Origin of the sequence: Oricola indica, from assembly GCF_019966595.1 — a bacterium.
GTDB classification, from domain to species: domain Bacteria; phylum Pseudomonadota; class Alphaproteobacteria; order Rhizobiales; family Rhizobiaceae; genus Oricola; species Oricola indica.
The window spans coordinates 1-24478 of sequence record NZ_JAINFJ010000022.1 but is presented as its reverse complement, the minus strand read 5'-3'; the positions used below and the strand labels follow the sequence as shown (position 1 = coordinate 24478).

22 protein-coding genes are annotated in these 24478 nt (G+C 56.8%); 10 read left to right on the top strand and 12 right to left on the bottom strand.

What is annotated here, in order from left to right:
• The 3 genes from LC343_RS24010 to LC343_RS24000 form a co-directional block, all read left to right on the top strand.
• The coding region (locus LC343_RS24010) for an ATP-binding protein (RefSeq protein WP_428982669.1) at positions 1–1081 on the top strand (1081 nt) is incomplete at its 5' end.
• A gap of 189 nt (positions 1082–1270) precedes the next feature.
• On the top strand, positions 1271–3916 hold the full coding sequence (locus tag LC343_RS24005; protein ID WP_223479688.1) for an AAA family ATPase: 2646 nt from the start codon (positions 1271–1273) through the stop codon (positions 3914–3916).
• A gap of 228 nt (positions 3917–4144) precedes the next feature.
• A complete protein-coding gene (locus tag LC343_RS24000; RefSeq protein ID WP_274385145.1) occupies positions 4145–6787 on the top strand; it encodes a UvrD-helicase domain-containing protein in 2643 nt (880 codons plus the stop codon).
• A 96-nt stretch (positions 6788–6883) separates the two neighbouring features.
• On the opposite strand, the gene LC343_RS23995 is transcribed toward LC343_RS24000, so the two are convergent.
• A complete protein-coding gene (locus LC343_RS23995) occupies positions 6884–8479 on the bottom strand; it encodes a hypothetical protein (protein ID WP_223479687.1) in 1596 nt (531 codons plus the stop codon).
• Between the two features lie 226 nt (positions 8480–8705).
• Here LC343_RS23995 and LC343_RS23990 point away from each other — a divergent pair, with 226 nt between their 5' ends.
• Both LC343_RS23990 and LC343_RS23985 read left to right on the top strand, forming a co-directional pair.
• Entirely contained in the window at positions 8706–9494 is a 789-nt protein-coding gene (locus LC343_RS23990) for a hypothetical protein (RefSeq protein ID WP_223479686.1), read from the top strand.
• A 131-nt stretch (positions 9495–9625) separates the two neighbouring features.
• Positions 9626–10204 carry a poly-gamma-glutamate hydrolase family protein gene (locus LC343_RS23985; protein ID WP_223479685.1) on the top strand — a complete coding sequence of 193 codons (579 nt, stop codon included), beginning with the start codon at positions 9626–9628 and terminating at the stop codon, positions 10202–10204.
• A gap of 81 nt (positions 10205–10285) precedes the next feature.
• Here LC343_RS23985 and LC343_RS23980 read toward each other — a convergent pair whose 3' ends face one another.
• From LC343_RS23980 to LC343_RS23960, 5 genes are read right to left on the bottom strand one after another with little or no spacing between them, the layout of a single operon-like run.
• Entirely contained in the window at positions 10286–10840 is a 555-nt protein-coding gene (locus LC343_RS23980; RefSeq protein WP_223479684.1) for a 3'-5' exonuclease, read from the bottom strand.
• Positions 10837–12003, bottom strand: a complete 1167-nt coding sequence (locus LC343_RS23975) for a hypothetical protein (protein ID WP_223479683.1) — start codon at positions 12001–12003, stop codon at positions 10837–10839. Before LC343_RS23975 ends, LC343_RS23980 begins: the two co-directional genes overlap by 4 nt.
• Positions 12003–12899, bottom strand: coding sequence for an AAA family ATPase (locus tag LC343_RS23970; protein WP_223479682.1), 897 nt, complete (start codon positions 12897–12899; stop codon positions 12003–12005). Before LC343_RS23970 ends, LC343_RS23975 begins: the two co-directional genes overlap by 1 nt.
• Positions 12896–13396 (bottom strand): HORMA-1 domain-containing protein, encoded by a 501-nt coding sequence (locus LC343_RS23965; RefSeq protein ID WP_223479681.1) that lies wholly within the window; start codon positions 13394–13396, stop codon positions 12896–12898. Before LC343_RS23965 ends, LC343_RS23970 begins: the two co-directional genes overlap by 4 nt.
• Before the next feature lies 1 nt (position 13397).
• Positions 13398–14342, bottom strand: coding sequence for a CBASS oligonucleotide cyclase (locus LC343_RS23960; RefSeq protein ID WP_223479680.1), 945 nt, complete (start codon positions 14340–14342; stop codon positions 13398–13400).
• A gap of 195 nt (positions 14343–14537) precedes the next feature.
• Here LC343_RS23960 and LC343_RS23955 point away from each other — a divergent pair, with 195 nt between their 5' ends.
• Both LC343_RS23955 and LC343_RS23950 read left to right on the top strand, forming a co-directional pair.
• On the top strand, positions 14538–15602 hold the full coding sequence (locus LC343_RS23955; protein ID WP_223479679.1) for a helix-turn-helix domain-containing protein: 1065 nt from the start codon (positions 14538–14540) through the stop codon (positions 15600–15602).
• Between the two features lie 3 nt (positions 15603–15605).
• Positions 15606–16106, top strand: coding sequence for a PIN domain-containing protein (locus LC343_RS23950; protein ID WP_223479678.1), 501 nt, complete (start codon positions 15606–15608; stop codon positions 16104–16106).
• Between the two features lie 15 nt (positions 16107–16121).
• On the opposite strand, the gene LC343_RS23945 is transcribed toward LC343_RS23950, so the two are convergent.
• Complete coding sequence (locus tag LC343_RS23945) at positions 16122–17228, bottom strand: RHE_PE00001 family protein (protein ID WP_223479677.1); 1107 nt, start codon at positions 17226–17228, stop codon at positions 16122–16124.
• 261 nt (positions 17229–17489) lie between these two features.
• On the opposite strand from LC343_RS23945, the gene LC343_RS23940 reads away from it, so the two are divergent.
• Positions 17490–18446 carry a recombinase family protein gene (locus LC343_RS23940; protein WP_338018610.1) on the top strand — a complete coding sequence of 319 codons (957 nt, stop codon included), beginning with the start codon at positions 17490–17492 and terminating at the stop codon, positions 18444–18446.
• Positions 18447–18465: 19 nt separating this feature from the next.
• On the opposite strand, the gene LC343_RS23935 is transcribed toward LC343_RS23940, so the two are convergent.
• Positions 18466–18903 carry a type II toxin-antitoxin system VapC family toxin gene (locus LC343_RS23935; RefSeq protein WP_223479675.1) on the bottom strand — a complete coding sequence of 146 codons (438 nt, stop codon included), beginning with the start codon at positions 18901–18903 and terminating at the stop codon, positions 18466–18468.
• Positions 18903–19145: a type II toxin-antitoxin system Phd/YefM family antitoxin gene (locus LC343_RS23930; RefSeq protein ID WP_223479674.1), complete on the bottom strand. Its 243-nt coding sequence runs from the start codon at positions 19143–19145 to the stop codon at positions 18903–18905. The genes LC343_RS23935 and LC343_RS23930 overlap by 1 nt, the downstream gene beginning before the upstream one ends.
• Positions 19146–19328: 183 nt before the next feature.
• On the opposite strand from LC343_RS23930, the gene LC343_RS23925 reads away from it, so the two are divergent.
• A complete protein-coding gene (locus tag LC343_RS23925) occupies positions 19329–19538 on the top strand; it encodes a hypothetical protein (protein WP_223479673.1) in 210 nt (69 codons plus the stop codon).
• Positions 19539–19582: 44 nt separating this feature from the next.
• Here the strand turns inward: LC343_RS23925 and repC are convergent, their stop codons facing one another.
• From repC to repA, 3 genes are all read right to left on the bottom strand, one after another.
• Positions 19583–20899, bottom strand: coding sequence for a plasmid replication protein RepC (gene repC / locus LC343_RS23920; RefSeq protein ID WP_223479672.1), 1317 nt, complete (start codon positions 20897–20899; stop codon positions 19583–19585).
• A gap of 192 nt (positions 20900–21091) precedes the next feature.
• Complete coding sequence (gene repB, locus LC343_RS23915) at positions 21092–22087, bottom strand: plasmid partitioning protein RepB (RefSeq protein ID WP_223479671.1); 996 nt, start codon at positions 22085–22087, stop codon at positions 21092–21094.
• Positions 22088–22165: 78 nt separating this feature from the next.
• Complete coding sequence (repA, locus tag LC343_RS23910; RefSeq protein ID WP_223479670.1) at positions 22166–23362, bottom strand: plasmid partitioning protein RepA; 1197 nt, start codon at positions 23360–23362, stop codon at positions 22166–22168.
• Positions 23363–23879: 517 nt separating this feature from the next.
• Between repA and LC343_RS23905 the strand changes: the two genes are divergently transcribed.
• A partial coding sequence (locus LC343_RS23905) for an ATPase, T2SS/T4P/T4SS family (protein WP_223479669.1) occupies positions 23880–24478 on the top strand: 599 nt, incomplete at its 3' end.

Sequence of the window (24478 nt, the reverse complement as noted above, 5' to 3'; positions counted from 1 at the left end):
ACTATGCAGCTCTGGAAACCCCAGAAATGGCCGCATAGCTTATATCAACCAGCCTCCGGCAAACCCGGGGCGGTTCAATGGCAACAATCCGCTCGCCGCAGCCAAGGCATTAATCCGACGGCACGAAGAAGCCAGGCAGACAGACGCGAAACGACAGGAACGAAACCAGGCCCTTGTCGATCTCGAACTCGAGTATGAGCATCTGGATGCAGAGATCACGGTGCATGACTCCCGCAAGGAGGAGATGACTGAATTCTTCCAGGTCAACGAGCTCGCCGATGTCCGACAGGCGTTGGAGCGCTGCAAGAAAAGGGACGAGTTGATCACGGAACTCGGCAAACTCTCGCGGCAGATTCTCGGGGAGACGCAGAGGCAATTCATTGAAGAGGCGGTAGCCGACCTCCGCAATATCAACCTCGGCGAACTGCAGGCAGAACAAGCTGAACTCGATACGCGCCTCGCCGACCTCGACGGACGCGCGAAGGATCTATTCGCTGACAGGGCTCGCGCAACCGACGCATTGAACGCGATCGGAGGCGATGACGCTGTCGCCCGCCTCGAAGCAAACCGCCGCACATTACTTTTGGAAATCGAGGATCTGGCGCTGCGATATCTACGCCTGAAGACCGGAAGCCTGGTCGCGGAATATGGTATCCGCGCATATCGGGAGAAGCACCGTAGTGCGATGATGAACCGGGCTTCCGAAGCCTTCCGGTTGATTACCCGTGATGAATACTCCGGACTTGCCACACGGCCGGACAAGGATCGTGAGGCGTTGATCGGACTGTCGCGGCAAGGCGGTTCCAAACTCGCCGTCGAAATGTCCAAGGGCACTCAGTTTCAGCTGTATCTGGCGCTTCGATTGGCCGGATACGAGGAATTCGCGGCCGCAAGGCCTTCTGTACCGTTCGTCGCTGACGACATTATGGAAACGTTCGACGAACCGCGATCAGAGGAAGTTTTTCGGCTATTCGGACAGATGGCTCAGGTGGGCCAGGTGATATATCTTACCCATCACCGACACCTCTGCGAGATTGCAGTGCAAGTCGTGCCAAATGCAAGAGTTCATGAGATTTCATAGCCTAACAGCGGCTAATATTCATTATTTGTAGCGGGCCTGAGAAACGGTTGTTGGGCGACAAAGGCCATTCCACACATTCTAGTTGAGCTTAGACCAAATCATCTTCTGTGATAATCGGAAGTATGGCAGGCAACACGGTTGTAGGTTTCAATGAGCCATATGTTCACAATTGCTGGTTAGGGGCCAACAATGCCGAATACACCGATCGACGATATCGAGGAATGGTCGACAAAGCTCTCGCCATGGAAGCGCGACGCTCTCAGGCGGTTGGCGACGACCAATAAGCTCACGCAGGCCGACTTCGACGACCTGATGGCCATGGTCAAATCCGCTGCCGGATTTGAGCTTACCGCTCCGGCCCCAACTCCCGTTCCGTTTGCTAAGTCCCATTTCAGCGGCGAAGAAAAAAGGCAGAATATTGTCCTAAAGGGGATAGCAAATGTTGAAAACGTCAACCGCTTGACCCCAAAGGCGTCAGTCAATTTCGGGCCCAACTCCCTGACGGTCATCTACGGGCGCAATGGAAGCGGCAAGAGCGGATTTGTCCGAATCCTGCGCACTGCGTGCCGAACCCGGGTGGAAAATGTTGCCAAACTGAAAGTCTTATCAGACGTATATGGCGGCTCATCGGGACCACAGACCGCCGAGATTCTAATCGATGCTGGATCTGGAGAAACGCCAGTTCAATGGACGTCAGGTTCCACCGCACTGCCGGAGCTTACCCAGGTTGCCGTTTTCGACACGGCTTCCGCAGAGCTTTACGTCGACGGTGGAAACCAGATCCGCTACCTCCCTTTTGGCCTGGCCCTTCCCCACCAACTCAACACCGTCTGCATGGAACTGAAGGAAAAGCTCGACGAGGAGCGTGCGAAGGTTATTGGCGACAAAGTTGGTCTGTCATCGGTATCGTTTCCCTCGCAGCGAGACACAAAATCGCAATTATTCGAGCGGTCGGTCAACAAGAGCACCACCGATGATCAAATTGTAGCAGCAACGACGTTTACTGCAGAGAACGAAAAGCGTCTCGGAGACCTGACTGCGGCGCTATCTGCCGGTACGTCGGCAGCTGCTGATGTGAACGCTTTGGTAAACTGGACGAGCGCTCTTCAGGCCGAATGCGCCAAAATCGATGCTGAGTTCGGTGACGCTGCCCTCGAAACATCGAAGAGGCTCAGAGAGGAAGCGGATGCTGCGCGCCAGGCGGCGAAAGTGGCAGCGGATGCGCTTTTCACAGATGAGCCGCTTCCGGGGGTAGGTGGTGAGACCTGGCGGGCGCTCTGGGCGGCCGCCCGCAACTACTCTTTGAGCGAAGCCTATCCGGAAAGCGAATTTCCGGTCCTTGGGAACGGTGATGAACCCGCTGCGTGTGTATTGTGCCAGCAACCGCTCGCCGAAGACGGCCGTGCGCGGCTGCAGCGGTTTCAAAAGTACATGGATGACACGCTCGATGCGACAGCTGAAAAACTGGAAGTTTCTGTCACTGCGGCTGCCGAGAACTTGATGCAGCTCGCTTGCCTTGGAGCGGAGGACTTTTCCGATCGCGTTGAGCAGGTTCGCAAACGGAGTGATCAACTGGCCGACAGCCTGTCAGCGCTTCGGACTGCAGCATTGAAGCGACGGGATGCCAAGCTTGCACTCCTCAATGGCCAGCAAGTTGATGGCTTGCCCGATCTAGTCATACCTCTCGAGGGTATCAGTGCGTTCGAAAACGAAGTCAAAGCCGAGCAAACAGCTTTGACCCAGGCGGCAAATTCAGAAGAACGAGAGAAACTCAGTGCCGAGAAAGACGAACTTGAGGACAGGAAGATAATCGCGGCGAACAGGGAAAAACTGACCACACGACGCAATCTCCTGCTGATGGATGCGGCGTTTGAGAAGGCGTTATCCGACCTCCAAACGAGAGGAATTACGCAGCGCGCAAATGAACTCGTCGATTCCCATCTGACGAAGGCGGTCACCTCGCATTTTGATGGAGAACGCGAAACCTTCGACATCATGCATTTGAAGGTAGGACTTGCTCGAAAAAGCAACCAGACAAAGGCGGAGTTTCAAGTCGACCCACAGACTAAACTCACCAAAGTGACATCCGAGATTCTTAGTGAAGGCGAGCAACGAGCGTTGGCTCTTGCCGGATTCTTGACCGAGGTTGCTCTCACAGACGGCTCCGGTCCCGTCGTAATTGACGACCCAGTTTCGTCGCTTGATCGCGACCGAAGTGCCAAGGTTGCGGCTCGGCTTGCACAGGAAGCTTCGCTTCGACAGGTAATCGTATTCACTCACGACATCACGTTCTTTAATGAGCTTTGCCGTGCAGCCGATGAGGTTGGCATCGAGGCAGAAACCGTTGCCCTTTTCAGCGACAAGTCTGCTGCCGGTAAAGTCGATCCAGCAGGAATGGTGTGGAAAGGACTGAACGTCAAAAAACGCATTGGAAGGATCAAGGACGACGCCGCGAAGTTGCCGAAGCTACACACGTCCAGCCCTGCTGATTACGAATTCTTCGTGAAGAACCTCTACGGCAGACTGCGCGATACATACGAGAGGGTCGTCGAGGAAGTCATCTTTAACAACATTGTCCAGCGCGGAGTGGACGTGGTCCAAACCCAAATGCTTCGCTATGTGCGGCTTTCCGACGAGTTAGCAGTACGATTTCACGAAGGAATGACACGAGCAAACACGCACAGTCATGACAACCCTGCTGCCGACACCGTACCAGTACCGACACCGCCAGAATTCATGGAGCACATCGCTGAGCTTGAAACTCTTATCAGCGACCTGAAGGCAGAGAGCCAAGCTGCTGAAGCGGCGAGACCGCAAATGAAACCGAAGAAATAGCCTTGCATCAGGCCTTCTGCCCAACGACGGCACACCCGCGAGGCAAGGGCAACACCCTGGCAGACCGTCGGCACTTCAGGCCGGACAACCGTCGGCGTGACGATCCACCATCGATATGGCACCTATTTCAGAATGTCTGGACGTACACGAACATATCGACCTGGCTTTTTCGCGCGGTTTCTACCGTCCGGACGATGGAAGCTGGCACTCAATCCCTCCAAACCAACGATGGTGCGATTGGTTGCAGGCGACAGTATCGATCTGCCATGCCTCGATGTGGTCGCCATATCAGTCAGCAAAGCACTCCTGTGGCACAGCGTCGAAATCCGATCCAACCACCGAGTCTACAATCTTGCCTGCCTTGGAGAACCGGACGCAACCCGACTCGCTGCTGATCTCTACAGCTTCATCAATACCCACCTGTTCGGCTTGATCGTCTCTGAAGCCGACCGGCTGAATGAGGTAGACATCCAGCTTCAGGCCATCACGCAACGTCAGGGCCAGTATCTGGCCTACGCGGATCTTGCGCAGGCGATTGCAGGTGTCCCGGGCAACGCGGCAGTTGCATTGTCCCACCCACTTTTCGATCCGGAGACGATGCCCTCTCGCTTGAAGGCCACACTGCCGCCGTCGTTCAGCTTCCTCATAGATCCCGCTGTTCGTCGGCAATATAACGATGAATTCGTTACTGCCGAACTCACCAGATATCGTTCGTTCTTCGACAATCTCGACGGCCGTTCACTGTCTGGCCAACAGCGGGAGGCCTGCATCCGCCTCGAAGACAACAATCTGCTTGTCGCCTCAGCCGGATCTGGAAAGTCCGCAACCATGGTCGGCAAAGTGGCCTATGTTCTCGAAAAGCAGCTCCATCGTCCCGAAGAAATCCTGGTTCTCGCCTTCAACAAGAGCGCGGCGGAGGAATTGAAAGAGAGGATTTCCCGCCAACTCGGCGTCGACGTAGCTGACCTGGAATGCAGGATAACGACCTTTCATGCGCTTGGACGCACCATCATAGAAGAGGTGGAAGGTCGGCCACCGCAACTCGCCGAATGGGTTGAACACCCTGCCGGCGAGGCGAAGGTGATCGAGCATATCGTCGAAGAGTTGCTGGGTTCCGACCCTGAGTTCGCCAGGCTCTGGGTTAATCTCCTTGTCCTTCATCCCAAGGCGGACATCCCGGCCGAGTTCTTCGACACGAAAGCGGACCACGAGCGCTATCTGTCAGTACGCCGACAGAAGGGACATGCGACAATTGGCACAATGGCCGGCAACTATGTGAAGTCGCTTCAGGAGCAAACCATCGCAAACTGGCTTTGGCTGCATTCGGTCGAGTTTGAATACGAGCGCCAAATTGTGATCGAAGAGGAAGACGGCGCAATCCGGCACGTGCATCCAGATTTCTATTACCCCGCCACCAAGACAATCCATGAACATCTGGCGATCAACGCCGACGGCTCATCGCCTTTTGTCGACTACGTCGCCCATGCAGAAAGCAAGCTAACCGCATATGAAAAGGCGGGGCTGGATGTGTTCCAGACCACCTCCGCCCAGGCAAGTGAGGGACTATTGGTTTCGACACTTGAAGGCGAGTTGACGAAACGGAACATAGCATTCAAGCGAAAGAGCTACTCAGCGATCGTTCAATCTCTCGAACCAGTGGTAATCAAACACTATCACAAGCTGATCGCCGTTTGCATCAAACACATCCGCGCCAGCCATCTGAACCTGGACATGTTGCTCGAGCGGGCCAAATCCCTCCATGATCAAAACCGGGCTGAGGAATTTGCTCGCACGGTCTGGAAACTCACCGAAGCCTATTCGCGAAGGTTACAGGAAACGGACCGTATCGACTTCGATTCGATGATCGCCAATGCAACGCGCCTCGTTGAAACCGGACGATACCGAAGTCCCTATTCCCTTATCCTCGCCGACGAGTTCCAGGACATCTCGGAACCGAGTGCAAGGCTGATTAAGGCTTTGAAGCACCAAAAGCCCTTCACCAAGCTCTTCGCTGTTGGCGACGACTGGCAGTCTATTTATCGCTTTGCCGGCTCCGACCTCACGATATTCACCCAGTTCGAGACGAATTTCGGAACGAGTTGGCAGGGCCGTCTTGAACAGACCTATCGCTGCAATCAGTTGATCGCCGAAACGGCAGCTAGCTTTGTCCAGCGCAATCCAGCGCAGATCAAGAAATCAGTCCGATCGAAAAGGCCGGCGATTTCCCGATCGATCCGCGTCATTCCGGTTGACGGAAAAGGAACCAAACCCGATTTCTCTGACGCCTGCGGTCGGCTACTGACACGCCTCGATCGTTTCCTTGGCAGCATCTCGCACCAATGGCAGAGCGCTGAGCATCAGAAGCTCAAGGTGATGGTGCTGTGGCGCTACAACCTGCTTGATCCATTCAAGACAGCAAAGCCCGACTTCAAATACATTGACGTTTCCGGGCTGTCGTTTCATCGTGCCAAGGGGCTTGAGGCCGACTACACAATCCTCCTCGACATAAGTGAAGGTGAGTACGGGGTGCCGAGCCGGATCGACGACGATGAATTGCTCAATCTGGTACTGCCGCATCCCGAAGCCTACGAGTATGCCGAGGAACGGCGCCTCTTCTATGTCGCGCTGACACGCGCGAGCCGCGGGGTGTACTTACTGACGAATAGCCGGGAGCCGTCTCGATATATCCGGGAGCTCTCAGAGATCGCCGGCGACAATCTGCGTTTTGAGACGATCGATGGTGATCAGGTACGTCAATGTCCTGTCTGTCGTGTTGGCCAGCTTGTAGAGCGGCAAGGCCGAAACAACCAACGGTTCCTTGGATGCAATCAGTATCCTGATTGCGGTCATACGGAGCAAAGACGAACCTAACGCATCGCTTGCGCGATCAACACAAACGCGCCGATAAATTCGGCGACCCAGTATCTACGCCGCGAGGCGGACCAGAAAATGCGCCCGGCATTCCCCTCATGCACTGAGCCTTCGAGCCAGGCGCTTGATTGCGACACGGTCGGAGTCAACGATGAAGAAGTAGGGTGTCGGATATCCGTCTACCCATGCACCAGAGACACGCCCTTCGCCGATCTCGGAAATGATGAGTCCGATCGCGGGATTGAACCGACGCAGCGATAGCCCGCTCCCAACATGCAAGGCAGGGACGTCCACCGTTTCCTTCGACAGCACAAGCGGAATGAGCTGGAGTGCGTCGGCGACGGGATTGGTTTCCATGCAATACGGATCAAAGGTCAGGAACAAATCCTCACAGACCCGCACCCGTGGCAATCGTGCTGAGATTGCGTGGGAAAGGTCCAGGTAGTCATCCTCCGCAAGGTCCGCCAAAGCCTCTGAAATCTGATCCGTCGACAGGTCTGGGAAAGAAGAGATCAAGGCCTCTTCGTCCAGTGGTCCGGGCAACCCGTCGATAGATGTTTCGCAGATCCATTTCCCTATAGCCGTGCCCTCAGGGCTCAAGTCGCCAATGGTGTCTTCCGGTGATTGCGCAAAGTCCTCTTCGTCCTGATCCGCCGGAGGTGGGAGCGGCGCCTGCGCCAACATGTCATCGATACGGCGGACGACCTTCTGGCACAGGGTGCCGAAGGTCCGTATGTCGGCAGCCACCAACTCGACAGTCTCGCCCAGCTTGGCTTCTTTCGCGTGTTGGGCGAATTTGGCGTCTACGACGCCAAGATTATGTCCGATCAAATGCCGCTTCTGAATGTTCAAAGATAATGCCGCAAGCTCCTTTGCGTCGAGCTCTGCGAACGGGTTGAACGAGAACTCATCGAAACGTCTGCGCCCCTTTTCGATGTTCTGAAAATCGTTTCCAACCTGTTTGACGGGCGCTGACCCTGGACCACGATTCTGCGCCAGATGGAGGTATACCACCTTGAGGGAGGCCTCGAAGGCGGTAAGCACATCTTCGTGGGCATTGCCGAGCAGTCGATAGGCCAACTCTTGCTGCTCAACACCCAATCCTTCCGCAAGATCGACCTGCTGACCGACCAATTCAGCCTCTCGGGCAAAGTGGAGTGCCAAGTTGGGGGCTCCACAATCCGGGCAAAACAGGGAAATTGCGAAGACGCCGTAGTCTCGCCCGCAACAATCGCAAACCAATAGCCGCATCAGGTCACGACGCCCAAATCGCGGCCGAGGTTTGCTTTTTCTGGGTGCTGGTTTGTAAGTAAGCGATTTGCTGCCCCGCGCGACGCCGGCCAGCATGTCGGAAAACGCATCCTGCATATCCTGCAATGCCGCTTGCTCGACAACCTTCACGGCCGCCTTGCGATCGTCCGGATGCATGAATTCTTCATCGTCAGCTCTAACACCGCTGTAGGGACAGACGGTACCGGCGGTACCGGGAGTATATTTCATGCGTTCCGCCTTGGCTGGGTCTGCTGCGAACCCAGCGACGGTATCACCAAGTACGAAGTGGCGGGGATGGGCGTCAGCATTGGGCGAATATCGGTAGACCCGACCGTCAGGTGTCTTGGGAATCGGGATGCTGAGCTGCATTTTCGTGCGCGTTCCACCACTGCGCATCTTTTCAAGTCGTTTCAGCTTCATCTGCTCGCTCTCATACCAACTGGTCTCTGCAGGGCAGAGCATCCAGGTTCTCCGCGATCAGCCACCGGTGCCGCCAAAATAATGGGCTGGTGGCCGCTTTGTCGCTCCGTCTGACCGTATCACCCGAAGTACCCGAAAGTGTATGAACTATTTTTATTTCCGGTCCCGCTGAGTCGGCCGCTCCAGACTATGGTTCGATAATAGATCAAAGACGGAGAAAAGCAGAATGGAAAACGGAAGAAAGGCAGCGGAGAAGATACTGGAAGAGCACATAGGCTATAATACTGATAATGGTATCCTTCCCTCCGAGACGACCGTTTGCAGGAGCCTGTTATCGCGATATGCCGAACTGATTGAAGCTTACGACGAGCTCTGGGCAAAGGCGAACCAAAGCGAGTTTCAGTTGCGGGTGTTCATTGACGGACTGCTCGGAACAGCCGCATTTTGGAACCCCGCCAAGATGGCTGAGGCTCGACGGATGCGTACCAAGCTGGAGGATGTGAACCAGAAGATCTCGGAAATGGCGACGGAATTGGCCGAACTGTTTGAAAAACGCGCTAAGCTCCATGACCATTCCGGCTTCGTCAGCGAGACGCACTATCACGTGCTGGATGTTCTCAGCGAGGCCGCAAGGAACAATCCCCGCTTCACCTCCTTTGTGCGAGAACCACTCGAAGCCCTGCATAGCCAATTCGACTTGAAGTACTGGCCTTCCATATCGGAATTCGTGTCCGTCTTAGGGACCGACGCAGAAAGGTCAACCGTTCACGCCCATCAGTCGGTGACCGCGGCTGGAACAGCATCCTCTCGCCCGTCTCGCGCTGATTTCTTCAGGGCGCTGTTTGAATTCATCGAAGAAAATCGCGATGGCCGGCACCTGCCGACCGAGTTCAGACTCTCTGACGCAACATATGCCTCACTTGCCAATTGTGCGTTGGATCTTGGACCGGACGATCTTGCGAGCGCTGAATACGTGAAGCGCTTGCGTCAAAGAGATCGGGAAGAGGATCGGTGATGAAAACGATCTGATCCGATCGCGAACAAGTATGCGTGGCGTGGACATCGACAAAGTCGGAGCTTTGTCGTTCTTAATGGTATTCCTTTCCCGACAGGATCGAAAATCACCCCGTTCGGGAGGAGAAAAGAATGTCGCGCGAACAGGAATACGAAAACTTCGAAGCGCTCCGCCAGAATGAGCAAGAAGACGTGGACTTTAGCGTGACGGCGCGCACCGTCGCTGAGAGCAAAGTGGCAATCGTCGCGCCGCATGGCGGCGGAATTGAACCTCTAACCGCGGAGCTTGCGGAATCAATCGCAGGAAGCAACCACAATTATTACGCGCTCCGAGGCCTTAAGAAACGGGGGAACAAGGTCCTGCATATCACCTCACATCGCTTCGACGAAGAGCGGGCACTGACGCTGATCGGGCCTTGCGAGAAGGTAATTACGGTTCATGGCTTGGCGGGGGATAAGAGATCTCTGCAAATCGGTGGACGCGATGAAGCGTTGCGAAACCGTGTTCATCAGGCCCTGGAAAGCGCGGGCTTTGAGAGCGAAGTTGTAACTGACGGAGCATATGGCGGCATGGAGCCAGGGAACATCTGCAATCGCGGAAGTACCGGCGCGGGTGTGCAACTCGAAATCCATGCTGGGCTTCGTCAGATGATGAAGGAAGATGTTGCCACTTATGACAGGTTTGTCGATGCGGTTCGGTCAGCGTTGTAATGGCCATTTCCAAGTTCACCGAGAGGCTTAGCGTTCGGCGAGGTCCATCACTATTTCCTTGGAATAACTGGATGGTGGCATTTATCGGACTTGAAGCTTCTGGCCACGAACCAGACAAAAAAGCTCGGCCTGATAGCACGCATCTTGCAAGGCATTATGAGTACCCTCCAGCGTCGGCTTGACGTCCGCTGCAATTTTGCTGGATCGCGTATCCCCCCATGTGCAGCCCGTCGCTCCCATATAGAGGGCCTTGATATCGAGCGCGGTAAAGCCGAACGGATTTCCCCCTAAAAAGCGGTGGAAATAGTAGTTCACGAAAGACCAGTCGAACGGTGCATTGAAGCCGACAAATACTAGTGACTGTTCGCCGCTCGCGAGGGTCCCTAGCCAGTCCGCAAAAGACCGCATCGCATCGACCGGCGGAAGTCCCGTTCGTTCGAGTTGTCCAAGTGACAAGCCGCTCACTTCAAGCGCCTTTGGATCGAAATTCCCGTTGATAGGCTTCAGTTCACAGGCAAACGTATCTTCAGGGTGAAGGACTGAGCATGCACCGATCGACAACAAGCTGTACTCGCCGGGCACCGGACCAGCCGCTTCCACGTCGACCGAGACGAAGACTTCCAGACTGTCGGTCATGAGATTAAAGGCTCCACTGGTACGAGGGGCGGGCGATTGCGGATCGCTTGCCAGTGCTCGCGGAACGCGCGACGCCTATCCTCCGCAGTACCGGTCGTTTTCCAATGAAGGCCGGAGAGCGTCGTTATATCGAACGGCAAACTTGCGCCCTCGCGGACCATCACGATTGTTGGGAGACTACGGCCAAGTGCATATCCAAGTTCGAGGAAACAATTGGGACGAGCCCCTGTAATGTCGGCGAGCACCACGCTGCTCCGATGGAGCTTGGCAAAGATCTCCTGATCGATCCTGGAATGTTCAAATGCTTGACGGCCGTCGATGACAACAAGGCGATAGCCCAATTCACCCTCGACGACGGGCTGGACAACCGTATCGAAGAAATTCTGGACATCGCCATATTCAGGCAGGTCGGGATTGAGCAGCCGCACTGCAAAAGCTCTTGGCCTTTCCAACGACTCCAACAATTCGACCAGAACAGATACGCGATCCGTAGTCGACTGACGTTGTGGGAACCGGATACGATTGATCCAGTCGTGCGAGTCCCCATCGTTAGCGATCTGGAACAGATTTCGGGACTGAGCGCTTGCGAGCCCAAGATTATAGATGCGGCGTGCACCCGTTGTTTCAGGGCAAAGAGCGAGATTAAGCGGTACAACCGGCTTTCCGGCGTCGTGATAGAGGTTCGCCAAGTAGAGCACACCTTCTGTGCCACCCAGTGCCACCAGAACATCACCGAAGTGCGCCTGGGCCTCCATGCGCTTGCCATTCATATTCCAGTGAGCTGCACTTTCGATCTTGATCAACTGGGAACCACGGAGTGTGTCCCAAAGGCTCGCGTATTCCTCCGGGATCTGATCTTCTGTCTTGTGGTGCTGAACCGCAACTGCAAGCGGCCCCGGTGCGTCTGGCGGCCTCAGCGTCAGATTGTCTTTGATCGTAGCCCAAACTAGCCAATCAAAGCAGATCGGCATGCCATCGACCTTGCGAGACGGCTCAGCATCGACGGGAACAACAAAGTTGGCTCCTCGCTTGAGGAGTTCCTTCACTAAAGTCGCGACCAGTTCACGGGCAGCCCGAACGTCATCTGCTGAGGCGATCGACGCGTCATCAACCACGCTGCCAGAAATATGGATACGTCGACCGAACAGGGGGGAACGCTTCATTATCGGTCCTCCATCACAGGAGACGCCTGAAGAGAGGCCGCGATGGACTTCAAGTGTTCGAACCTGAGTGGTTGGTCGGGATAAGCCTTGGCGAGCGCAGCAGGATAGAGGCGCGTGCGGATATCCGAATAGGTCCAGGATGGCCGACCTGCATGCGCGCCTGTCGCTGTAACTAGCTCAGAAATTTGTGCGGAAGGCAGGTTCATGCCCGCGAGGTCCATCTCGAACAGCTGGCGGCGCTCGTCGTCCGTGGGACGCTTGAACTCTTCAGTGATAGCAGCTCGGCGGCGGAGCGCAGCGTCAAGCGCCGCAAGCCGGTTTGTACAAAGGATGACCACGATCCGTCCGCCATACTGGCGCAGATCATCAATCCCCTGGATCAACGTATTGACCGCCACCTTGTCCTCATGGTGGCTGTGATCCTGGGAGCGCGAGGCGCCGAGACTATCCCCTTCATCGATGATCAGGATCGCGCGGCGGGTCTTACCGGCAGACTGGACCACCTTCCTAAAAGCCTCGGCAATGAGTGTACCCATTTCACCAACCATGCCACTGCCGCGCACTCGGTTCGAGAGCTTAAACAGGATCGAATCCTCGCTTCTAGCTTCGGCAACGAGCCTGTTAGCAATGCATTCTGCCGTCGCCGTCTTGCCGGTTCCGACATCACCGTGGAAAATGACAAGCGGATATTGCTCGGCGACGAGATCGCAGATCGACAGCTTGCCGTCGTGATGCCTGCGGTTCCAGTCGCCCAGGCCGCCCACATTTAAGAGAAGGCGCAGCTGGTCATGAACACGAGCATAGCGCCCACTAAAACCGAGCAAGGTCTTTTCACGCTTGGCGAGCGCGTCACTAGGAAGTGGCGTTTCGCTATCGAAGATGCTCGGCTGGCTCACGCTGCCCAGTCCTTTCTCTGCATGCCGTAGGAATTACTGGCATAGTTGCGACCGCCTGCTGATGTCAGGCCGCTGTGGCTCGTGTCGTCATGGGAAGTTACCCACCCAATCTTGAGCTTCCCCCTCATCGCTTCGCGAGCCGCACTCGTATAGGCATCCGTGTAGCTGAGGATAATCCGCAGATGTGCGCCCGAAACTTTCGGCCACAGCACGCCGCCCGGACGGCTTGTGGTCAGTGACCCTGCGTCGGTATCAACCTCAAATCTGACGGCCTTGACCTCGGCGCCATTGCTGAAAAGCGTGACATCAACCCATTCGAGATAGCCGGCTTTCGCGAGCACTTCGACGTCGTGCGCATAGTCGGCGGCTTTGGCCGCGGTCCAAGCACCCGTACTGTCCGCGATCATGACAAGATCAGCCTTCATACGCCGGACGACATTTTCAATATCGACGACCGTATAGGTGGCGCTCGCGCTTGCGGTTCTGGTCTGGCTCATCTCAATCCTCCGTCTTGAAGCGAGGGCCAAATATTTCCTTCCAGACCTCGTTATCGTTTTCCGCGGATGCGAAGTTTGCAGTTTCCCAAGCTTCTTCTGCTGCCCCGACTATCTCAATGCGCTCAGCCTCTGAAATCCGGCTCGTTACGTTGTTGAGACTGTAGACAGGGTCGAGGATGACTACGGGATCAGAGAAACTCCCGTGGGGCAGATTGTTCTCGGGAAAGCTGATCTTTTCCTTGAGACCTGACTGAGCGATGTAAAGAAGATAGTTCCGGAAACGCTGCTCGATGCTATCGGAATTACCTTGTACTTCGAGAACGTGCGCCATTATTAGTTCAATGGCGAATGACTTGAGCGGTTTAACCTCGGCGTGGTTGCGCCATTTTTTCGCGAGGCGCACAAGCGTGCGAAAATCGCCGTCCTGATTTTTGCGGTCCCGCACGAACTTGATCTGACAAGGCGCGCAGGTTTGGATTTTCGAACCATCGTGAATGTCGAACTGCCAGCCGTATCCTTGTTGGTTTTCATCTTCGATCACAGGGACGATATCAACGCTCAAGCCGGTGCCGACGAAGGTGACTGTCGCTGCTTTGCGCTGGATCTCGAAGTCCTCGACCGACTTGTTGGGATAGATCTTGATCAGCAGCTCGTGGATCGTGTCGTTCAGGGTATCCAGTGTCTCTTGGGTCGCGTCCTTGCCTGAGATGTAGAACACCACATCAACATCAACCGGGTCGACACTCGTCTTACGCAAAATGGTGAATTTCGCGAAGGAACCCGCCTTCACCACTTTGGTAATCCTGATCTCAGTCCTGTCACGCACGCTCTTGCGCAATTCGTCGATCAACCTGTCGACCTGCTCGTGATACTCCTTCCGCTTGTCGGCTGGCAAACGCAACACATTGCTGTCGTAGTACCGCAGTTCCGTGTTTGTGAGCCCCATCGGTCGCCCCTTTGCATCCCTGCCGCCTACGGCAATCCATCGTCGGTTGAATATCAAGCTTGGTTTACAAACTGGCCAAAATTGGCCGACTCTTGCGTTATATGGACGCAGATTAACCCTATTTCAAGGGATTTCAGTTTACAATTCTTTCCCTATATCATAATTTTGGAAACCGAACATTGCAAGGAGGCCATCATGATCGGAAACAAGCTAAGAGTTGCCCGATCTGCATCGGGCCTGTCACTGCGTGCGCTTGCGGACGCAATGAATGGCATCGTGTCAGCCCAGGCGATCGGTAAGTATGAGCGAAACGAGGATATGCCGAGCTCGCGCGTGCTAATTGCGCTTGCCAGAACGCTCGATGTTTCGGAAGAGTATCTACTCAGCGAGGATGAGATCGCGCTGGAAGGGGTGGACTTCCGTAAAAAGATAGGAACGTCCGCTCGTGAGGAAGCCATTCTCGAAGCGCGAGCCATTCATATGCTTGAGCGCTATCTCGCACTCGAGGATCTTCTTCAGCTGCGCAGCGTCACATGGGAGCAACCCCGCAGCGTGCCCTACCCTGTCGCGGACATCCGAGACGCAGAGGATGCCGCGCGCTCGGTGCGCGACGACTGGGGACTAGGCAACGATCCAATCCCACAACTCGCTGAATTGCTCGAAGAGCGCGGAATAAAAGTATTGTCGCTTGATCTCGACGATGTCGACGGCTTGGCCGCAAAGGTCCGGCGCAAGGATCGCACGGCCGCGCGCGTCATCGTCGTCAAGCGCAGTACGTGGTCCGAGCGCAAACGCTTCAACCTCGCCCATGAACTCGGTCACATGGTAATCGCGCCAAGCCAGGGGATCGATGAGGAAAAGGCCGCGCATCGTTTCGCAGGCGCCTTTCTCGTGCCCGCAGATGTCCTGCGTGCTGAAGTAGGCGCTCATCGGTCTTCGATCAGCATCGGCGAATTGGTGGCCTTAAAGGAGCGGTTCGGCGTGAGCATCCAGGCGCTGGCCTATCGCTGTAAGGACCTCGGCATCATCAACCAAGCCGCATTTGCACGTCTCTTCAAGATATTTGCAGAGCGAGGATGGAGAAAGGCTCCCTATGAGGAGCCGGCGACGATGAAGCCAGAGCTGGAAGAACCAAAACGATTCGAGCGGCTCTGCTATCGCGCTCTTGCCGAAGGTGTAATCGGGGAATCCCGCGCAGCCGAGTTGCTTGGCATTTCCGTTCGCGAGCTTGATGCCAGACTGGATCAGGTGGCGGCTTGATCGGTGTCTATTCTCGTTTCCGATACGTCAGTTCTGATTGACCTTGAGCGGGCAACGCTCCTCGACGACATGTTCTTGCTGCCTTTCGAGTTTGCGGTGCCCGACCTCCTATACGAAAGAGAACTGGCCGGTGCACTTGGTGATCGACTGATCGCCTTGGGGCTCCGGGTCGAAGAGTTGACGTCGGCCGAGCTTAGTCGCGCGACTGTCGCACGTCGGCATAATGCGCGACTTTCGGTTCCCGACACATTTGCCTTCGCTGTAGCGCACTCGCGTCGATGGACCCTGCTGACTGGAGATGGCGGCTTACGTGAACTCGCTATTGCCGAAAATGTCGAGATGCATGGTGTCCTTTGGCTGTTCGATCAATTTGCGGAGGGCGATCACGTTCCTCTGGATCGTCTTCACGACGGATTAACTGCGCTCTTCGCCCATCCAAGATGTCGATTGCCGGCCAATGAAGTGCGAAGAAGATTGACCCGTTTCGCAGCACCCCATGGCTAGCAGCCATGACAGCAATTATAAAATCCCCCACGCTCGATAGCGCCCCCTCCCCGTCATCTCCCGCACGCAGAGCTCGCCAATCAGATTCAAGGCTCCGCGGGGTGTAATCCTCGCCGCCCTCGCGACCATATGCGCCGACACGATCGGGCGCGATAACAGTAGGTCAATGGCAACCGGAAGACTGCTCGTCGTCCGCCTGCCCGCTGCCTTCCGGTCAAGCTGCCGTTTCGCTAGTGTCAGCCGGTCGATGTCCTTCATCCCGGCCGCGGCGGCCGAGCTCAACGCATCGAGAAACGCGACAAGCCTCGTCGTCCGATCGCGGGCCCGCCGACGCTCGCGTGGTATGTCACGCAACCCCACCGCATAGGTTAGAAGGTGAGATCGCACTTTCCCGCGCGACCGCAAGAAATCCGAAACCAGAACCTGCCCGAGCCAGTGCTGGCGCTGCAGCGGCTCGAGCTGCTCCCAGGCCTCCCAGAGCAGCGCCGCGGCCAGGGTCGCCGGGAAGGCCTCAGCTTTTTTAACCAGCTCGAGCCACTCGCCGATCCGCTCACCCTCATCCCAATCCGGATCGCGAATGAGCAGCTCGCCGACACTGAGCTCAGGCTCCTGCTTCCTTGCCTCGGCGGGCCCGTTGCCATCGACAAGCCATTTCGTGCGGGCGAGCACCTCGTCGATCTCGGTCAACTCGGGCGACAGGACACCGTGATCAACCAAGTCGAGCTCCTCCCCCTCCCCTCCCCCGTCGATGGATTCGGTCTCGGCGGCCGGTTCCTCCGAAACACCGGCGAGCGCCATAATCCCCGACCGCGAAACCGCCCAGCCGGGATCGTTCCTCGAGACGCGGCGCCGAGCGCGGACAATGCGGTGCGCAATGACGAGCTCATGGCTCGGCGCGCGAATGTCCATCTGTGCGTCGTGGAGAACCAGATCCTCGAGATGGACGAGTTCGCCGGCGACCCACATACTGGAGACGGAATCGAAGAAATCCGCCCGCTCGGTGAAGCCGGCCCCCACCTCCGATCGGGCGACGCGCTCATCGAGCCGTGCAAGGGCATCCTCCGCGGCCGCAATTGGCCCGAGGAGGGTCTGATGGTTCAATTTTCCAACCTCATAAGTCATTGATAAAACTGTGCTTCGTTTTCCATATGGAAGCTACCACGCTTTTTGCTTCCGTCACACCGGTAATTCTTAAACCTCTCTGTATATAAGGAGCGCTGCGGCCTTCGGGATTGAACAGAGACCCGGCAATCGGCGCTCAGATCGACGAGAGAGCTTGTTTTTCCGGGGATTTCCGCGCTTCCAGGTGTCAGAATGGCGCTCACAAGACGTTTACAAACGATCAGTTATCCGTATCTTCTTTGATTGGAAAAACGGATCTCAATGATATCTCAGGCGCTGCAAATGGCCGCTGACACGCATAATCGCACCTCGCGTCGACCACAGGGACGGCTTATCGGCTATGCGCGCGTCTCTACGGACGAGCAGGCGACGCAGGCGCAGGAAATGGAGTTGCGGTCGGCCGGCTGCGAAACAATCGTCCAGGAACACGGTTCCGGCGCATCTCGCGCCCGCCCTGCCCTCTCACGGCTTGTTCAGGACATCGGTGCCGGCGACACGCTAGTCGTGGTGCGGCTCGATCGCCTGGCGCGCTCGGTCAGTCATCTTCTGGATGTGATCGAAGACCTGACAGCAAAAGGCGCGAATTTCCGCTCGCTGAGGGATCCGATCGACACCAGCACGCCGCAGGGCATGTTCTCGCTGCAGGTTCTTGGCGCCGTGGCCCAGCTCGAGCGGGCATTGATTTCTGAACGCACCAAGGCGGGGATCGCAGCGGCCAAGGCGAAAGGCCGACTTCCGGGTAATCCAGGCATCCGGGAACGCCGGCCGGAGATGCTCTCGAAGATGAAACTGGCTCAACAAGCAGCCTACGGCGCGCGGATCCAGGCAACAGCTTCTCAGTGGCTTCCAACCGTCAAGCGCATGCGGCCGGACCACACATGGGATGACATTGCCCGGGTTCTCAAACAGCGCGGTTTCGACTGGACGCCGGAACGGTTGCGGCGGGCGGTCAAATGGATGGTCTCAGAAGGCATGGCCGATGCGTCACTTTTGCGGAAGTCGCCACCAAGGCCGCCGGAACATCGTCTTATGACGCTCGTGGCCGGGATCCATTCGTCCAATCCGGAGCTCACACTGCGCGAGATTGGCACTCAGCTTGAACGGCTGCATGAGCGCACGCCGCGGGGCGGAACCAAATGGGCGCCCTCTTCGGTGAAGAACCTGATCGACCGGGCGAAGCGGACTGGCTTGCTTATGGAGTCACAATCGGCTGGTTAAGGATTCAGCGGCCTTCAAATCACGGCGGCGGTGGTAAGCGCTCGAATGGATCGATAACCGGAATTCCCAACGGCTCGAAATGCCGCAAATTCCGCGTCAGCACCGTCAGGCGATGCACGCTCGCGGTCGCTGCGATCGCGATGTCCTCAAATCCTGGTTGATGGGCACGCGCCTCGTCGAGCAGCCTGCCGGCAACCCGCGCGCAGTCGAGGTCAAACGACAGGATCTTTTTCCCGTAGAGATATTCGATGCTCTCCCACCATTCGCCAAGCCGCCGTGCTTTCGTCGTCGCCCCTTCCCGTTCAGCTTTGGAGATTCCGGACTGAACCTCCGCAGCGGTCACCACCGACAGAAAAAGGCCTGGACTTGCCTGATCGAGCCATTCGACCAGATCACCATTGCGTCCGTTTTTTGTGGGCGCCAGAGCGGATATGACGTTCGTATCGACCAGATACATTAAAGATCGACGGGGCGCGCCGGTTTGGTGCTGCGTGTGGGAATGTCTTCGACCTCTCCCGGAAACGCGGCAAGCAACCGCCCAAAACTCGGGACATGCGAGAGTTTTTCGTACTCGTCGAATGACAGCACTACGGCCTCTTTCCTGCCATGCCGGGTGATGATCGCAGGATGTCCCTGATTTGCCTGGTCGATGACGGCCGAAAGCGTGGCTTTCGCGTCTTTGAGCTGGATTTCTTTCATGACCATCTCCAATATGACTACAGTGGTCATATAGCAAGTGGTGGCGAGTTCGACAAGGCGATCGCCACTTCTGTGAGACCAACAACCGGAATGGTGGCAGATCATGCGCGAACGCAGTACAAATCGCGCGCTTCGACCGTAGGCGAAACATGGCAAACAAACCGTAAAGCCTGGAGCGCACTCATGGAAACGATGGTCATCAACAATCGCGAGGAGTTTGCGCAATGGGCCATCGAGCGCGCCAATGCTATCATCGTCGAGCAAGGCTCTGCACTTGCCACCATCGCCCGATCTGGCGACGAAGCGCAGCTCTCCGGAGCGGCAAATGCCCTCGGCCAGACAATCGTCGACACTCTGCTCGATGCTTTCGACTGTCTCGTCGACAGCGACTGACCACCCCCGCGGCGTCGGGTACGACGGCGAAACGACGCGCAGTATCACGATTTCGGCTTCTTGAGCGTCTTGAGAAGGGCGTCAGACACCTCCCAGCCCCCTTCTCCGGCCTTGCCCGCATCCGAGGTCTCGCCCGGCGCTCGGGCCGCTTTCTTGTCGGCATCAAGCTTGGCGCGCAGAAGCGCCATCACCATCGGCCAGGTCGAGAACTGGCCCTCCCTCGCCTTGTCGGTCAGGCTGCGCAAATAACCGCCTGCGCTGCTGATCTGGTCGGACCGCTGCAGGATTGCCGCAAGTGTGATCGCCGCCTGCACTTCACCCATGGCCTCGCAGGCTTCCCGCCAGGCGCTCGGGCTGACCCCCAGCATCGGCCGGGCCACCTCCGCGGCCGCCAGAAAGTCCCGCCAGTGCCGTATTTCACCGCCCTGGGCCATATCCGCAATATCGGGGCACGCGTCCAACACTATCCCCAAGGGCAATTCCCGCTTCGGCAAGCTCCGCAGGTTGTCGTTTTCCTCGGCGCTGCCGCCCGCTTCACCTTCTTTTCGAAAGCGCTGTTCAGATTCAAATATGGAGTCTGGGTTTGAATTCTGTATGTGGCGTCCAGAATGGGACTCATTGGCGTCCGTTTTCTCTGTTTTTGTGAATGATTCCAGAATGTCACGCACCTCAGTCCACAGTTCGTGGAGATCTTCGCAAAGACTCTCGAGAACCTGGCGTGGCGCCGATCGGGGCAACCGGCCGATAATCTCCTGATAGATCTGCTGGACACGGCCCCAATTGCCCGGAACGCCCTCCTCGATGCCGGCGTCGATCATCTTCACGACATCGCGGCGAAGCAGCGTCAGACGCTCCTTGGCGACCTTGAAGGCCTTCTTCTCGGCCTGGACGGCCTCCGCGAGCTGTTCGAACTCCTCGGCGCGGGCTACGATCGGCGAGAGGTCGAAGCCATAGGCTTGCTCAACCTGACCGCCCCTGCCCTTGCGTGCGAAACGTTTGCCATTCGGGCTGTCCCGGCGAACGATCAGGCCGCAATCGACCAGGACCGCCAGGTGCCGGCGCAGCGTCGTAGGCGGCATTCCGTTGGCTCGCGCCATGAGTTGCTCGTTCGACGGCCAAACGATTAGTGTGCCCTCGCCGGAGAGCTCGCTATCCGGATGAAAGGACAAAAGCGCGTTGAGGATCGCCAGGGACCGGTCTGTGGCGCCAATAAGGTCGCGGGCCTCGCGGATCGAACGGAAGACCTTCCACTTCTCGACCGCTGCGCCCTCCGGCATGGATTTCGCGGCGACTTGGCTTGCCATCAGGCCAAGCGACATCGGCCGCCGCCCAAAGGGCGTCGTTGTGATATGCGTCTGCATTTTCTTTCACCTATCGCTAGGCAATAGAAAACTGCTCGCCGAAAAGGCGCTCACGGCTCAGAAGAGCCTTGACTGTGATTCTCGGAAGTGCGATTCTTTAGCTGCTTACACTAAGAAGGGGCTTCCGGAAGCGATTTCGGTGGCCTTTTTCTTTGCCAAATTTCCTTCTGGCCGAGAGTGTCGGCCGTTGATTCAGTCGCCGCCCTCCTCTCCGTTTTCCTGAAATTCCTGATACAGGCGCTCTAATCTGCTCGACAGATAGGCGCCAAAGCGCGACGCGTCCTTGGACTTCAAGGCCAAGGTGAAAGCCTTCCCGCTGTCCTTGGTGGAGACCTTCACGGCGTCGCCAGAGAGGTTCCACGCATTTTCGGCAGGGGGCCGCTTCTTGGGTTTCCTTGTGCCGGAGCTCTTGAGCCTCTCAATGAGAAAACCAAAGCGATCGCCTTCCTCAAGCTCCGCGAATGCATCCGATTGAACCAGATCCAGAGCCTGGGCAGATTTTGCGGGGACCTGTACGATTTTTTTTAGGTCTTCCCATCGATCACGTCCGATACCCTTGGCGGCACCAAGAGCATCGAGCACAGCGGCAGGGACCGTTTCGGCTACCGAGAGCATCCTGGAAAGCAACGTATCATCTATGGTGAGCGCGCTCTTGATCGTGCCTTTGTCGATCCCGGACTCTTGTAGCCGTCTGGCGTAGAGCGATTTCTCGATGAAGCTCAGATCGTCTCTGGCGGAATTCTCCTGGCCCTGCGCGATCACATGCGCGATTTCTTCGAGGGGTTTGATGACCGCTCTGACCTTCTGGCCAAGCTTCTTGGCGACGCGCACCCTGCGATGTCCGAACACAATGATATAACGGGTACTGTCGCTGGGATTCGGTCGAACCAGTACGGGCTGATGTTGGCCCGCCTCCTTGATCGCTTCGAGGAGTTCCTGGTCCTTGGTCGAATCCTCGCCAATTCGGTCTTGATAGGGGGAGGGGTCCAAAGTTTCAGGGTCCAGTGAAACGACCACATCGCCCTCAAGCACGCGCATCGAGTTCTCTGCCAGGTCGTCGAGCGACTGCATCATCGAGCGTGACGCGCCGCGCCGCGCATATTCGACGCGTGACTCACCCTTTTCAGCGGACTCCGCCGGCTTTGTTGGCTGCACGCCAATATTCGCGAGAAGATGCTTCCTAGCCATTCGTCATACCCGAAATCGAAGATATCTTGTTGAACTGCCTTTGTTTTTTGGCGAATTGCACGGCTGTCAAGATTTCGATCATTTGCGACCCCAGGCCTTGTGAACGAGAGCGGTAATTTCGCTGTTCACAGCGTTCAGAGACTCTACCGCCCGGTCGTAGGTCGCTCGCACGAACTGAGCGCGCTCGACTTCGTAGACTGTCTGCTTCGTAATGCCGGCGTCGGATATGGCGGTGGACTTCACCATTTGATTGTTCAGCATTCTCTTGCTGAACATGGCCTGCATGAAACCAACCATTTGCGCTTGAGGGCCATCCGTCGCCTCATATCTTGTCGCAAGAAAACGGAACCAATCGAGCTTGACCCTAGCTCCAGCGCCTTTGATGGATTGCAGGATCCCGCCGAGCATCAGCAAGAACTGACTCATGCTCATGATGTCCAGCATCTGAGGATGCACGGTTATGAGTACCGCAGTGGAAGCGGTTAGGGCGGTCAGCGTCAAGTAGCCGAGTTGCGGGGGACAATCGATCACGACCACGTCGTACTGGTCGTCAACCTCCTTCAGTGCTTTTGAAATCCGCGTAAAGAAAAGGCGACCCTCATGCGAATTTGCCGCAGCGAGTGGCGTCTCGTACTCGTACTCCTGGAGCTCCAAATTCGCAGGGACAATATCCAATCCCGGGAAGTTTGTGGCCTGGATTATGTCCTTGATTGAGCGTCGCTCATCGTCATAGCGCAGCGCATCGAACAAGGAAGGATTCTTATCGAGCTCAGGCTGCACACCGTGAAGTGCCGTTAGCGACGCTTGCGGATCTAGGTCGATGGCCAGAACGCGGTGCCCCGTAAGGGCAAGATATTGGGCGAGATGAGCGGTGGTTGTTGTCTTTCCCGAACCGCCCTTAAAATTGACGACTGAGATCACCTGCAGGTGATCGCCGTCGCGCCGACGCGGCACATAATACTTCACATCGCTGCGGCCATGTTTGTCGAGGTATTGGCGGAGCTCGAGCATTTGCTCTGCCGTGTACGAGCGCCTGCCCGAGGATGACACCGTGGGAACGGGGCCCTTTCCATCGAGATGGAGTTTCTTAATGTGGTTTTGTGTTACACCGATGAAATCAGCCACCTCGGCAAGCGAGAACAATCGCAGTCCTTTTTGCGCGTCAGGCGGGTACTGCTCCAAACGGAGCATGTTCAACCGGTCAGAGATCAACTCACCCTGCTGGATGATCTCTTCGTCGAAATCCAATTCGTCTTGCTCTATGACCGGCACCACCGAATTCTCTCTTTCCTTAGAATAACGCTTTTTCCAAGACAATACGCGGGAAAGCGTTATTACTATGGGCGATTCCGGATTAGGCGCAAGCGGTTTTTGGTTAATGAACTCTTAATACGAGTCGGGTCGAAATGGCGACCTGTCTCGACGTTGCGCCGATTCTCCCAGCGTTATCCGGCACTTACTTGGGTCATACTGCGGGCACCGGTTAGAAACTTATCCCGGCAGATTTGACGGGGGCGGGAGCAATAGCGCCCGCAACACGCCGCCACTGGTCTTAAATCCGCAGGAGTCAGCCAAATACGACCCGACTCAGCAAAGTGAGTCGCGTGAAAGCCCCTGCCAGGAGGGGATGCCGGTCCAAGCTGAGGTCTACCCCGGCAGAACTGCCGGGATGACCGGTTCCGCCTCATGCGGCAAAAGCCGCAACTCACCCTTGAGTAGTGTCGGCGGATGTCATGCAAACCCTATTTGGTCGTAACGATGGTGCCCTGGTTGCACCGAGAGGAGGAACGCTATGACTGCGTCGTCCTCCCGGTCACGGCTGATCCGCAAGCTCCGCGATGCGTTGGGTGAGACGATCTGCGCAGCGCTCGAGAACGTCGACGTTGTCGAGGTCATGCTCAATCCTGACGGCCGGCTCTTCGTGGAACGGCTGGGGGAGGGGATCGAGCGCATCGGCGAGCTCAAGCCGGGTGCGGCAGAGATCATTATCGGCACCGTCGCCCATGCCCTGCAAACGGAGGTCGACGAGGACCAGCCGATTATCTCCGGCGAATTGCCGATCGACGGTCATCGCTTCGAAGGACTGTTGCCGCCGGTGGTCAGCGCACCGAGTTTCACGATCCGCCGACGTGCCTCGCGCCTGATCCCGCTGTCGGACTATGTGTCGGGCGGCGTCATGACCAAGCTGCAGGCCAACCTTATCCGACACGCCGTGCATGACCGCCTGAACATCGTCGTCTCCGGTGGCACCGGGTCGGGCAAGACCACGCTGGCCAATGCGGTGATCGCCGAGGTCGTCAGCGAAACGCCGGCGCACCGTCTGCTCATCCTCGAGGACACGGCCGAGATCCAGTGCGCCGCGGAGAACGCGGTTTGCCTGCACACGACGGA

Coding starts and splice junctions, on each gene's coding strand:
- LC343_RS23990 (WP_223479686.1), top strand. CDS start 8,706: ATGGAAAACGGAAGAAAGGCAGCGGAGAAGATACTGGAAGAGCACATA.
- LC343_RS23940 (WP_338018610.1), top strand. CDS start 17,490: ATGATATCTCAGGCGCTGCAAATGGCCGCTGACACGCATAATCGCACC.
- LC343_RS23930 (WP_223479674.1), bottom strand. CDS start 19,145: ATGAAAGAAATCCAGCTCAAAGACGCGAAAGCCACGCTTTCGGCCGTC.
- LC343_RS23960 (WP_223479680.1), bottom strand. CDS start 14,342: ATGGGGCTCACAAACACGGAACTGCGGTACTACGACAGCAATGTGTTG.
- LC343_RS23980 (WP_223479684.1), bottom strand. CDS start 10,840: ATGACCGACAGTCTGGAAGTCTTCGTCTCGGTCGACGTGGAAGCGGCT.
- LC343_RS24000 (WP_274385145.1), top strand. CDS start 4,145: ATGGTGCGATTGGTTGCAGGCGACAGTATCGATCTGCCATGCCTCGAT.
- LC343_RS23995 (WP_223479687.1), bottom strand. CDS start 8,479: ATGAAGCTGAAACGACTTGAAAAGATGCGCAGTGGTGGAACGCGCACG.
- LC343_RS23945 (WP_223479677.1), bottom strand. CDS start 17,228: ATGACTTATGAGGTTGGAAAATTGAACCATCAGACCCTCCTCGGGCCA.
- LC343_RS23935 (WP_223479675.1), bottom strand. CDS start 18,903: ATGTATCTGGTCGATACGAACGTCATATCCGCTCTGGCGCCCACAAAA.
- LC343_RS23985 (WP_223479685.1), top strand. CDS start 9,626: ATGTCGCGCGAACAGGAATACGAAAACTTCGAAGCGCTCCGCCAGAAT.
- repB (WP_223479671.1), bottom strand. CDS start 22,087: ATGGCTAGGAAGCATCTTCTCGCGAATATTGGCGTGCAGCCAACAAAG.
- LC343_RS23955 (WP_223479679.1), top strand. CDS start 14,538: ATGATCGGAAACAAGCTAAGAGTTGCCCGATCTGCATCGGGCCTGTCA.
- LC343_RS23965 (WP_223479681.1), bottom strand. CDS start 13,396: ATGAGCCAGACCAGAACCGCAAGCGCGAGCGCCACCTATACGGTCGTC.
- repC (WP_223479672.1), bottom strand. CDS start 20,899: ATGCAGACGCATATCACAACGACGCCCTTTGGGCGGCGGCCGATGTCG.
- LC343_RS24005 (WP_223479688.1), top strand. CDS start 1,271: ATGCCGAATACACCGATCGACGATATCGAGGAATGGTCGACAAAGCTC.
- LC343_RS23975 (WP_223479683.1), bottom strand. CDS start 12,003: ATGAAGCGTTCCCCCCTGTTCGGTCGACGTATCCATATTTCTGGCAGC.
- LC343_RS23925 (WP_223479673.1), top strand. CDS start 19,329: ATGGAAACGATGGTCATCAACAATCGCGAGGAGTTTGCGCAATGGGCC.